General features: G+C 67.9%; 10 protein-coding genes. 6 read left to right on the top strand and 4 right to left on the bottom strand.

The features are described from left to right. Positions 1-32: 32 nt before the first annotated feature. Complete coding sequence (locus ACP7A3_RS02360) at positions 33-1,022, top strand: M48 family metalloprotease (RefSeq protein WP_426254829.1); 990 nt, start codon at positions 33-35, stop codon at positions 1,020-1,022. On the opposite strand, the gene ACP7A3_RS02355 is transcribed toward ACP7A3_RS02360, so the two are convergent. The 3 genes from ACP7A3_RS02355 to ACP7A3_RS02345 are packed head-to-tail and all read right to left on the bottom strand — an operon-like array spanning position 1,016 to position 4,918. Continuing rightward, positions 1,016-1,954 carry a D-2-hydroxyacid dehydrogenase gene (locus ACP7A3_RS02355; RefSeq protein ID WP_426254828.1) on the bottom strand — a complete coding sequence of 313 codons (939 nt, stop codon included), beginning with the start codon at positions 1,952-1,954 and terminating at the stop codon, positions 1,016-1,018. The two genes, ACP7A3_RS02360 and ACP7A3_RS02355, sit on opposite strands and share 7 nt — an antisense overlap. Continuing rightward, the gene (gene cysS / locus ACP7A3_RS02350; protein WP_426254827.1) at positions 1,951-3,378 is read right to left on the bottom strand and encodes a cysteine--tRNA ligase; all 1,428 of its coding nucleotides are present in this window, start codon (positions 3,376-3,378) and stop codon (positions 1,951-1,953) included. Before cysS ends, ACP7A3_RS02355 begins: the two co-directional genes overlap by 4 nt. Before the next feature lie 55 nt (positions 3,379-3,433). Further along, positions 3,434-4,918 (bottom strand): hypothetical protein, encoded by a 1,485-nt coding sequence (locus ACP7A3_RS02345; protein ID WP_426254826.1) that lies wholly within the window; start codon positions 4,916-4,918, stop codon positions 3,434-3,436. Between the two features lie 155 nt (positions 4,919-5,073). Between ACP7A3_RS02345 and ACP7A3_RS02340 the strand changes: the two genes are divergently transcribed. The 5 genes from ACP7A3_RS02340 (at position 5,074) to ACP7A3_RS02320 (ending at position 10,687) form a co-directional block, all read left to right on the top strand. Next, positions 5,074-6,006, top strand: a complete 933-nt coding sequence (locus ACP7A3_RS02340) for a glycosyltransferase family 2 protein (protein WP_426254825.1) — start codon at positions 5,074-5,076, stop codon at positions 6,004-6,006. Next, on the top strand, positions 5,966-6,784 hold the full coding sequence (locus tag ACP7A3_RS02335; protein ID WP_017978589.1) for a ChbG/HpnK family deacetylase: 819 nt from the start codon (positions 5,966-5,968) through the stop codon (positions 6,782-6,784). Before ACP7A3_RS02340 ends, ACP7A3_RS02335 begins: the two co-directional genes overlap by 41 nt. 81 nt (positions 6,785-6,865) lie before the next feature. Then, a complete protein-coding gene (locus tag ACP7A3_RS02330; protein ID WP_426254824.1) occupies positions 6,866-7,357 on the top strand; it encodes an RNA polymerase sigma factor in 492 nt (163 codons plus the stop codon). Then, positions 7,354-8,313, top strand: a complete 960-nt coding sequence (locus ACP7A3_RS02325; protein WP_426254823.1) for a FecR family protein — start codon at positions 7,354-7,356, stop codon at positions 8,311-8,313. Before ACP7A3_RS02330 ends, ACP7A3_RS02325 begins: the two co-directional genes overlap by 4 nt. Positions 8,314-8,425: 112 nt before the next feature. Then, entirely contained in the window at positions 8,426-10,687 is a 2,262-nt protein-coding gene (locus tag ACP7A3_RS02320; protein WP_426254822.1) for a TonB-dependent receptor domain-containing protein, read from the top strand. Between the two features lies 1 nt (position 10,688). Here ACP7A3_RS02320 and ACP7A3_RS02315 read toward each other — a convergent pair whose 3' ends face one another. Further along, positions 10,689-11,867 (bottom strand): vWA domain-containing protein, encoded by a 1,179-nt coding sequence (locus ACP7A3_RS02315; protein WP_043059576.1) that lies wholly within the window; start codon positions 11,865-11,867, stop codon positions 10,689-10,691. Positions 11,868-11,901: the final 34 nt, after the last annotated feature.

Raw genomic sequence — 11,901 nt, 5'->3', positions numbered from 1 at the left:
AGCGGGGTCGAGTAAGCGTAAGGATGGTCGGCATGCGCTATGGGATTTCGTGGGCGGTCGCAGCGGCCGTGGCGGTCGCTGCTCCGGCGGTGGCGGCGGACCCGGACACCGCGGCGACGTTCGATGCGTTGCGGCAGGTCGACGGCCGGATGGCGGCGATCGCCTATCGGTTGACCACGGCCAATGCGCCGCTGTGTCGCTCGCTGGCGCCGACGCCGGGCTGGGCGATCCATAGCCTGGGACAATATGATCCGGCGCTGCGCGACCAAGCGCGGGCGAGCTTCGGGTTCGAAACGCCGATCGCGGTCGAGGCGGTGGTGCCCGGATCCGCGGCGGCCAAGGCGGGGGTTCGAGCCGGCGATTCGATCGTGTCGGTCGATGGTCGGCCGATCGGTAGCGGCGCGCCCGGTAAGGACGCGAGCAGTTCCGCGCGTGATGCGGCGGTGGAGCGGATCGCGGGGCTGCCGGCCGATCGGCCTTTGGCGGTCGAGCTGATGCGCGAGGGGCGCACCCGGACCGTGACGATCCCCGCCTCGCCGGGCTGCCGGAGCGCGTTCGAGGTGCTGCTGGGGCCGGGCATGACCGCGTCTGCCGATGGGCGGATCGTCCAGATCGGGGTCCGCTTCTTCGAACGCTATACTGATGACGAGGTGGCGGTCGTGGTCGCGCATGAGCTGTCGCACAATATCCTGCGCCACGCCGCGCGGCTGGAGGCGGCAGGCGTCAAGCGTGGCCTGCTGTCCGAAGTGGGGCGCAACGGCCGGCTGTTCCGGCTGACCGAGGATCAGGCCGATCTGCTGGGCGCCTATCTGCTGCGCAATGCGGGATATGATCCGCAGATTGCGGTGCGGTTCTGGCGCGAGCATGGGGGGGATGTCGACGGCGGCCTGTTCCGCAGCCGGACGCATCCGTCATCCTCGGCGCGCGCGAAGGCGCTGGAGGCGGCGATCGCCACAATGCCCGCGGGCCATGGCTTTTACGCGCCCCCGCTGGCGGCGGAGGCGGATCGGCCGCTTCAGTAACCCGCGTCGAGGTCGGCGACGTTGCGCATCGGTTCGCCGGCGACGAAGGCCTGCACGTTTTCAAGGAAGAGCGCGGCGGCACGCTGGAACATCGTGTTCTGGCTGCGACCCGACAGATGCATCGATATGAGGCAATTGGGCTCGCTCCACAGCGGATGATCCGCGGGGAGCGGCTCCGGCGTGGTGGGATCGAGGAAAGCGCCGGCGATCGTCCCGTCGGTCAGCGCTGAGACTAGCGCGTCCTGGTCGATCATGTCGCCGCGGGCGATGTTGATGAGCCACGCGCTGCGCTTCATCGCCGCGAGCTGCTCCGCCCCGATCATCGTGCGGGTCGCATCGGTCGAGGGGGCGGCAAGGACGATCCAGTCGTATTCGCCGATCTGCCCCTGCCATTGATCGGGAGCGAGCGTGCCGTCGCGGCCGGAGCGGGTAACGCCGGTGACGTCCACGCCGAAAGCGGTGAGACGCTCGCCGATCAGGCGACCGATCGTGCCATAGCCGACGATGAGCGCGCGCGTGTCGACGAGTTCGATGCGGCCCGGCGAGACCATCGGCCATTCGCGGCGATCCGCCATGCGAACAACCTCATCATAGCGCTTCGCGGCGGCGAGGATGCCGAGCACCGCATATTCGGCGACGGCGACCGCATTGATCCCGGCGCCATTGGTGACGGTGACGCGGCGATCGCGCAGCAGATCGAGCGGGAAGGCGTCGAGGCCCGCGTAGAGCGTCGAAACCCATTGCAGCTTCGGCCCCGCCGCGCGGATCGCCTGTTCGGTGAGGTGGGTCGGCTGCATGTCGACCCAGGCGATCGTGGCGTCGGCGATCATCGTTCCCGCTTCGGCCGGTGTGGTGAACCACATAGGCTCGACTTCGGCGGGGAGGTGCGGTTCGAGCAGGCCACGGGCGATGGCGGGCAGGACGGCCTTCACAGCGACAGTCTCCAGTCCCAGCCCAACGGATCACCATCCATCACCTCGACACCGGCCGAGGCGAGTTCGTCGCGCAGCGCGTCCGAGCGGGCGAAGTCCTTGGCGGCGCGGGCCTCACGGCGCTCGGCGAGCGCGGCGGCGATGCCGGCTTCGTCGATCGTCGCACTGGCGGGGCGGACGCGCAGGTCTTCGCGGGAGAGGGTGAGGAGGTCGAGGCCAAGCACCGCGTCGAAGTCTTCGAGTGCGGCGAGGCGGTCGGCCGGACTGACGCGCTTGTCGGCGAGCAGTTCGTCGAGCACGGGCAGGGCCTTGGGCGTGTTGAGGTCGTCCGACAGCGCGGCGTCGAGGCGTTCGGCATAGGGCGCCGCGGACGCGGCACCCTTGGCCTCGCCGCGGGCGCGCAGAGCGGCGACGGTTTGGATCAGGCGCTTGAGGCGCGTCTGCGCGGCGGCGAGATTCTCCCACGAAAACTCCAACTCGCTGCGATAATGCGCCTGAAGGCACATCAGCCGATAGGCGAGCGGGTGGAAGCCGCGGGCGACGAGCGCGGGCAAAGTGAGGAACTCGCCCGAGGATTTCGACATCTTTCCCGTACGATCGACAAGAAAGTTGTTGTGCATCCAGAGCGTCGCACCGGTATCGGCGGTGCCGCTGATCGCCTGGTTCTGCGCGATCTCATTGGGGTGGTGGATCTCGCGATGATCGATGCCGCCGGTGTGGATATCGAAATGATCACCCAGATACTGCCGGCTCATCACCGAGCATTCGAGGTGCCAGCCCGGCGCGCCACGACCCCAGGGGCTGTCCCACTCCATCTGGCGGTTCTCGCCCGGCGCGCTGGTGCGCCAGATCGCGAAGTCGGCGGGGTGGCGCTTGCCCTCGACGCTGTCGATGCGGCCCTCGACCGGACCCTCATCGCGCGTGCCGGCAAGGCGGCCGTAATCGGGGACGGTGGTGGTGTCGAAATAAAGGCCATCGGGCAGGCGGTAGCAATGCTTGTCGGCGATCGCCTGTCCGAAGGCGATCATGCCGTCGATATGGTCGGTTGCCAGCGGGAAGCGGGCGGGGTCGCGGACGTTGAGGTCCTTCAGATTGGCTTTGAACGCCTGCGTGTAATGGTCTGCGATCCCCCAGATATCCTGGCCACTCTTCTTCGCGGCGGCCTCCATCTTGTCGTCGCCGGCATCGGCGTCGCTGGTCAGATGGCCGACGTCGGTGATGTTGATGATATGCGTGAGGCCATAGCCCTTCCACGTCAGCGTCCGGCCGAGCGTGTCGGTGAAGAGGTACGCGCGCAAATTGCCGATATGGGCGTAGTGATACACCGTCGGCCCGCACGAATAGATGCGGACGTTGGCGGGGTCGGCGGGCTGGAACGGCTCCGCGGCTCGGGTCAGGCTGTTGTACAGCGTCATCGGCGTCATGCGCGGGGCCATAGCGCGGGCCGAGCGATGCCGCCAAGCCTCCAGCGGTACGGCTTTATCGACGAAGGGGCAGATCGCGGCGGAGATAGACGAGCAGGTGGGCGTCTTCACGCGGAACGGTGAGGACCTGCCGATAGGAGCGGGCGAGCGTGCCGGTCATGATGCTCTGGGTCGCGGGATTCCACGGCGCCATCGGCTCGTCCATCGTCACGATTACCGGCGGGCGAGTGGCGAGGATGCGGTGCAGCTCGGCGACCTCGTCAGCCCCGGATGCGCCGCGCTCGGCATCGTAGGCGAGCGTCGAGGGGAAGGCGTAGCGCGTGGGGATGCAGGCGTTGGCGAGCAGGTACAGCACCGAATCGCCCGCGAAGACATAGGGGCAGCCGCCGCGATCGTTGGCTTTCATCACCTGTGCGACCGCTCGGGCGGAGCTGGCGTCGGTGGGCTGCAGCAGCACGCGGGCGACGAACAGGATCAGGCCGTAGCCGATGAGCGCGACCGGCGCGGCGCGGTGCCGATCCAGCACCGGCGCGGCGATCATGGCGAGCGGCAGCATCAGCGGCAGCGCATAATGATCGAAGAAGGCCCCGATCATCGCGAAGGCGATCAGGGCGGCGGCGAGCCAGCCGAAGGCGATCCACCGCTCGGGCGCCATCGGGCGCTGACGAAGGGCGATTACCGTACAGACGATGAAGGGGAGCAACTGGGCGCCCGTGCCGGCGAGCCGCGCGGCGATCTTGGCGGCGGGATAGCCCTTGCGCAGCGAGACGGAGGCGAAATTGGAGAACCAGAAGGCGTCGAAGACCGCCGGGCCGCGGCGCCAGTAGTCCGCGACGACCAGCCCCGTCGGCAGGATGCCGAGCAGCATCCACAGCAGCGCCGCGCCGATGCAGAGCCGGAGCGTGGCGCCCGCGCGGTGCAGATACCAGAGGTGGGTCGCGCCGAAGAACGCGCCTTCGACGACGGGCGTGTATTTGGTCTGGATCGCGAGGCCAGCGAGCAGGCAGGCGGCCGCGCCGTTGAGGACGATCGCGCGCGTCGCACGAACCTCGGCCAGCACGGGCAGACGCAGCGTCAGTACCGCGGCGCCGGCGGTGAAGAGGTTGTAGAAGACGGGCGACTGCCCTCCGCGGCCGCTGAGCAGCGACAGCCACAGGATATAGGCGGCTCCCGCAAACAGGGCCGCCGCAGGTCGCGCGCCCAGCATCCGCCCGCCGCGTGCCACCAGCCACGCCGTGGCGGCGGCGAACAGCGTCGCGACCAGCTGGTAGGCGAGGATGCCATCGCCGGGCAGCAGCCGGATCGCGGCGAAGATCAGGAACAGGCCGACGGGCTTGCGGTCCCACAGATCGACATAGGGCACGGCGCCGTGCAGCATCCGGTCGCCGACGAGCAGATAATATTGCTCGTCGACATGGATGATCGGGTTGCCGAAATCATGCGCACGCAGGGCGATTGCCCAGAGCAGCAGCAGCGCGAACGCCACCCATCCGGTCGACGACAGCCGTGTGTCAGGGGCGGACGATGCGCTGTGGGCCATGGCGCGCGCTCATAGCAGTGCCGCCCGCGGCGTCATGCCCGAAATTAATTTCGCCGCCGCGGTGCGGGTCCGGACCATCGGCGTCGTCCTGTCAGCAAGGAACGGGCGTGCGTGTCGCATGGCCGGCTGAAGCGTGGCTCGTGGGGGGCGTTGGAATGTATCTTGTTGTCGATCAGGATCGGATGGAGACGGGCGGTTCGCCGCTGTCGGCCGCCATGTTCGGCCCGGAGCGGCGCGCGACGCCGCTGTGGACCGTGCTGATCCCGTTCTTCAACGAAGCGGCGTTCCTGGGTCAGACAATCGCTAGTCTCGCCACGCAGACGGTGCCGTTCCAGCTGCTGCTGGTCGACAACGGTTCGACCGACGACAGCGTTGCGATCGCCCGCGCGGCGATCGGCGCGCATGGCCTGGATGCGACGATCATCAGCGAGACCGTGCCGGGCAAGGTCAGCGCGCTGCGCACGGGCCTGGGGCGCGTACGGACCCGCTATGTCGCCACCTGCGATGCCGATACGCTGTACCCGCCGCATTATCTGGCCGAAGCGGAGGCGCTGTTGGCGCAGGACGGCTGCGTCGTTGCGGGCGCCTATTTCGTCGATCCGGGTGCGGATCAGAGCGCGCTCGACGCCGAAGCACGCCGGATCCTGACCGCCGCACGCATGCTGCCGCGTCAATGCCATGCCGGCGGGGCGGGCCAGTGCTTCGACGTGGCGGCGCTGCGGGCGGTCGGCGGCTTCGATGCGGCGCTGTGGGGTTATATCCTTGAGGATCACGAGGTGATCCACCGCACCATGTCGCAAGGCGATATGCGGTATTCGAAGGACCTGTGGTGCATGCCGTCGCCGCGCGAGCGGGATCGCGCCTCGATCCGTTGGACGCTGTTCGAACGGCTCGTCTACACCGCGGCGGCGCCCTGGGCTGGCGACTGGTTCTTCTACCATTTCCTGGCCCGCCGGTTGCAGCGCCGGCGCCTGATGAGCGTGCAGATCCGCGAGCGCGCGTTCCAGACCGTCACCAGCTTTGCCCATTTGCCCGTCCCGTCAAACCATGGAGGACCGATCCGTGCCGCGTCTCATCCTGTGCGCTGACGATTTCGCCTTTTCGCGCGATGTCAGCGAGACGATCGCCGGCCTGGCGCGCGAGGGGAAGCTCAACGCGACCAGCTGCATGACGCTGATGCCGGGCTGGGCGACCGATGCCGCGCTGCTGCGCGACCTGCCGCGCCATGTCGAGATCGGCCTGCACCTGACGCTGACCGGTGAGCGCCCGCTGACCGATATGCCGCAATTCGCGCCCGACGGCGTGATGCCGGAAATCGATCCGCTGACCCGTTCGGCGGCGCGTCGCGAGCTGCCGCTCGACGAGATCGCCGGTGAAGTGGCCGCGCAGTTCGACGCCTTCGTCGCGGCGATGGGCCGGGCGCCGGACTTCGTCGACGGCCACCAGCACTCGCACGCGCTGCCCGGGATCCGCGACATCGTGTTGTTCGAAACCGCCCATCGCGCGCCGAACGCCTGGGTGCGCGACTGCGTCGACCGTGTCGGCGCGATGCTGCGGCGGCCATTTGCGGGCAAAGCGATCGGCAGTGCCTTCCATTCGCGGGGCCTGAAACGGGACGCCGCGCGTTACGGCCTGCGTTGCAACGACAGTTTCGCGGGGCACTACGATTTCTCAACCGATTATCGGGGATTATTCCCACGGTTTCTACGCAAGGCGGCGAGCATGCATCTCGTGATGTGCCATCCCGGAGCGGGTAAACGACCCGGCGATGCGATCGCGGCAGCGCGTCCGCGTGAAGCCGATGCCTTGCGTACTTGGTCGATTGCCGACATGGCAGCGGCTGAGGGTCTGGCCTTTCCGGCCTGACATGAGGAGCTTGGGCGCAGATTGGCTGACGGGAGCACGGCGGATGGGGGGCTGCATGCCGTCTTCCTTGCGCAGCGCGCGATGCTCCTGCGCCTGTTCGTCGCGCGCCTTGGTTCGCGGGAGGAAGCCGAAGACGCGCTCCACGATCTGTGGCTGCGGCTCGACCAACTCGGCACAACGCCCATCGCCCAACCTGCTGCCTTCTTATACCGCGTCGCCAGCAATCTCGCGACCGATCGGCGCATCGCCGGCGCTCGGCGCGATGCACGCGACGGCGCGTGGCTCGCGTCGCAGCCCGCGGCCGACGACATGCCGGACGCAGAACGGGCGCTCGTCGCGCGCGATGCCCTGCGCGTCGTCGAGCAGGCGATCGATGCCATGCCCGAGCGGATGGGGCGAGCGCTCCGTCTGTTCCGTATCGAAGGGCGCAGTCAGCGCGCCATCGCCGATGAATTGGGCATCAGCGTGAGCGGCGTCGAAAAGCTTCTGCAGCGCGCCTATCGCATCCTGCACGCGCGCCTCGCCGAGGTGAATGGCGCGATGCCCGTGATTGGCATGGAGCAGGATCGATGAGCGCGGCCATGGCAGCGATCGTCGATCAGGCCGCGCTGTGGCACGTTCGTCAGGCGGACATGTCGGCCGACGAATGGGAGCAATTCGTATTTTGGCTGGAAGCGGATGCCGAGCATGCGCGCGCCTATGACGCGATCGCCCTGCAGGATGCGCTGATTGCCGAAGCGCATTTTCCAGACGCGCCGGCAACGCCGGTGGCGGCGAACGACGACGAGCGCGTGTTCCGCCGGCGCTGGCCGCTTGCCGGCACCGCGGGGGCGGCGATCGCCGCCGCGCTGGCGCTATGGCTGGTGCCGGGCGTGTTGTTCAAACCGTCGCCCCAGGCTGGCATGAGCGAGGTGATTGCCACCCGCGATGGCGAACGGCGCGATATCCGCATGGCGGACGGGACGCAGATCGCGATGAACGGCGGGACGGTGCTGCGGTTCGACCCTGCCGATCCGCGGACGATCGCGATGGATCGGGGCGAGGTGGCGCTGCACGTCGTCCATGACGCGGCGCATCCGTTTACGCTGCACGCTGGCGATCAAGTCATCCGCGACATGGGCACGACCTTCGACGTCACGCGCGACGGCGGCGATCTGTCGGTCGCGGTCGGCGAGGGATCGGTGATGTTCGAGCCGGACGGCGCCGCGGTGACACTGCGGGCCGGGGACGCTCTCACCCGCGACGGGGCGACCGGCCGGATCGTGCGCAGCACGATTCCGGCGGACAGCGTGGGTGGCTGGCGCCAGGGTGTGCTCAGCTTCGATGCGGCATCGGTCGCCGAGGTTGCGGCAAGCCTGCGGCGACTACACGGATTCCGCCTGCGGATCGCGAGCGGCTTGTCCACGCGTCCGTTCACCGGCATAATCCACCTTACGGGGGAAGCCGATCGCGACATTCCGCATCTGGCCGATCTGATCGGGGCAACTTGGCGGCGTGACGGGGCGGATTGGGTGTTGGCGGAGCGGTAAGCGGCGATCCCGACGGGGTGCCGGCTGGTTTCTCGCCGCCTGTTCGCTGAGCCTGCCCGCCACCGCATCGGCCAGTCCGCCGCAGCGGCGCGTCGCCCTTGCCATCGCGCCCATGACACTCGACCGTGCGGTGATCGCGCTCGCGCGCGCTGCTGGGGTCGATATCGTCAGTACGGAGCGCGGATTGCACGCCGTGCGGACGGCGGAGCTGCGCGGCACGCTGACGGTAAAGCAGGCGCTCGATCGCCTGCTGGCGGGCAGCGGCTTTCGCGCCGTGGCGAGCGGCCCCGGCAGCTATCGCATCGTCGTCGCGCCGCCGGCGCCACCGCCGCGGCCGGTCGCCCGCTCGGCAGCGCCCCCACCCCCGGAACCGGCGCCGGCGGATATCGTCGTGACCGCCAGCAAGCAGCGCGTGCCGCTGCTCCGCTATCCGGGCAGCCTTACGCTGGTGAGCGGCGTGCCGCGGCGCGCCAATGGGGCGACGGCAGACCTCAGCCAGATCGCGGGACAACTCCCGATCCTGCAAAGCACGCAACTGGGGCTTGGCCGCAACAAGGTGTTCATTCGCGGGATCGCGGACAGCAGCTTCAATGGTACGACCCAGTCGACCGCGAGTGTCTATCTGGACGATGTGCAGCTTAACGCCTCCGGCCCCGATCCGGCGTTGCGCCTGTACGATATGCAGGCGGTCGAGATCCTGGAAGGACCGCAGGGTACGCTTTACGGGGCGGGTGCGATCGGTGGGCTGTTGCGGCTGACGACGCGCGCACCGGTGCTGGACGGTCTCGCCGGTAGCGCGAGTGCGGGCACAACGCTGACGCAGGGCGGCGCGCCGGGGTACGATGTGGCGCTGATGGCGAACGTGCCACTCGTTGCGGGTAAGGCGGCGCTGCGGGGTGTTGCCTATCAGGTGCGCGACGGCGGGTATATCGACGCGGCACGGCGGCGTGTGGTCGACGCCAACCATAGCGACACGACGGGGGCGCGGCTGGCGTTGCGGGTCGATCCGGGGAGCGGCTGGCAGATCGATGCGAGCGGGGCGGCACAGCGGGTCGAATCGGCGGACGGCCAATATGGCGATGTGAGGCGATCGCCCTTTGCACAGCGCAATTATATCGCGCAGCCGTTCTTCGGGCGCTTGCTGTTCGGGCGGGTGACGATCGCCAAGGATTGGGAGAGCGGGCTGCGGCTGGTGTCCGCGACCGGCATCGCCGATTACCGGACGGTCGAGACGTTCGATGCGACGGGATTTGCGGCGCCGGTGTCGCGAGGGGCGGCGCGGTACGACCTCGACAACGACAAGCTGCTGGTGTCGCAGGAACTGCGGCTGTCGCGATCGTTGGAAGGTGGGCGGTCTTGGCTGGCGGGCGTAAGCCTGCTGAGCGATCGGTCGATCCTGACGCGATCGGTGGGACTGGGCGGTGCGGCGATCGATATCGTCGGTGTCACCAACGTCACGCGGTCGGCGTCCGGTTTTGGCGAGGTGACGGCGCGTCTGTGGCGGGATCTGTCGGTGACGTTGGGCGGCCGCGTCACGACGGCGCGGGTCGATGGCGAACCGTCGAGCACGCGGCGGCCGGGCAATTACATCAAGGGGCGATCGACGCAGCGGTTCGATCCGACGATCGCGCTGTCCTATCGCATCGCACCGGAGCTGGCGGCGTTCGCCCGCTATCAGACGGGCTTTCGCACCGGTGGTCTGGCGGTGGCGCAGGGTATCGGGCGCGTCGCCAATTACGATCCCGATTCGATCCGCTTTGCCGAGATCGGCTTGCGGCGGCTGCGCAGCGGGGTGCGGGGCGTCAGCTTTGCAATCAGCGGGTCGACCGCGGCGTGGAGCAACATCCAGGCGGACCTGATCAACCGGCGCGGCCAGCCCTATACGACCAATCTGGGCGATGCCCGGATCCAGACGGTGGAGGCGTCGTTCGACTGGACGCCGACGACGCGACTGACGATCGACGGGTCGGCGCTGTACACCCACAATATCGTCTACGGCGCCATCGCCGACCAATCGCGGCTGAACAACCGGCGCCTACCGCAGACGCCGCCGTTCGCGGCACATGGCGGGGTCGCCTATCGCTGGCCGGAGGGGCGGGTGACGCCGCGGATCGCGGCGAGCGCCGATTATGTCGGGCGGTCGGTGCTGGGGACCGGGGACCTTCTGGACGTGAGCCAGGGCAAGTATCTGACAATCGGCCTGACCGCCGGACTGCGCTGGCGGGGGATCGACGTGGGGTTGGGCGTCGAGAATCTGACCAATACCGCCTCCAACCGGTTCGCTTTCGGCAACCCGTTCGGCCTGCCGGGGCGGAACGAGACGACGCCGCTGCGCCCCCGCAATGTGCGGATCGGGGTGTCAACCGTCTGGTAAGTCAGCGTTTTCTGGTGAGCTCGCGCATCGCGTCATCAAGGCCGGCGAGGGTGAGCGGGTACATGCGGTCGGCCATCAATTCGCGCAGGATGCGGATCGACTGGCTGTAGCCCCATTGGTCCTTGGGCATCGGATTGAGCCAGACCGCGGCCGGGTAGGTTGTCGTCAGGCGCTGCATCCAGACGGCGCCCGCTTCCTCGTTGAAATGCTCGACCGAGCCGCCCGGATGGGTGATCTCATAGGGGCTCATCGACGCGTCGCCGACCAGTACCAGCTTGTAATCATGGCCGAATTTATGAAGCACGTCCCACAACGGCGTGCGTTCGGCGAAGCGGCGGCGATTGTCCTTCCACACGCCTTCATACGGGCAATTGTGGAAGTAGAAGAATTCGAGATTCTTGAATTCGGACGTCGCGGCGCTGAACAGCTCTTCGCACAGTTTGATCCACGGGTCCATCGACCCGCCGACGTCCAGAAACAGCAGCAATTTCACGGCATTGCGTCGCTCGGGCCGCATGCGCACGTCGAGCCAGCCCGCCCTTGCGGTGCTGTCGATCGTGCCGTCGATATCGAGTTCGTCGGCGGCGCCTTCGCGCGCGAAACGGCGCAGGCGGCGTAGCGCGACCTTGATGTTGCGCGTGCCGAGTTCGCGGGTGTTGTCGAGGTTCTTGAATTCGCGCTGGTCCCAGACCTTGAGCGCGCGACCGTGCTTGCTCTCCCCGCCGATCCGCACGCCTTCTGGATTATAGCCCGAATTGCCGTAGGGGCTGGTGCCGCCGGTGCCGATCCATTTGTTGCCGCCCTGGTGACGCCCTTCCTGTTCGGCGAGGCGCTGTTTCAGCGTCTCCATGATCTCGTCCCACGATCCTAGGGACTTGATCTGCTCCATTTCCTCGGGCGTCAGATATTTCTCGGCAACGGCCTTCAGCCAATCGGCGGGAATCTCGGTCGGCTGGGTGCCGTAGGTCGTCGCGATCCCGCGAAAGACCTTGGCGAACACCTGGTCGAACCGGTCGAGCAGCCCCTCGTCTTTCACGTAGGTGGCGCGGGCGAGATAGTAGAATGCTTCCGGCGTGCGGTCGATCACTTCGGCGTCGAGCGCCTCCAGAAGCACCAGATGCTCCTTCAGGCTGGCCGGAATGCCGGCGAGTCGCAGTTCGTCGAGGAAGGTCAGGAACATGGTCGACTTCCGCCATTTCGAGCGTGGAAGTGGA

This window comes from Sphingomonas sp. DC5200-1 (genome assembly GCF_049897245.1).
In the GTDB taxonomy this organism is placed as follows: domain Bacteria; phylum Pseudomonadota; class Alphaproteobacteria; order Sphingomonadales; family Sphingomonadaceae; genus Sphingomonas; species Sphingomonas aquatilis.
Note: the sequence above shows the minus strand (reverse complement) of the source record. Positions and strands in the feature narration are given on the sequence as shown.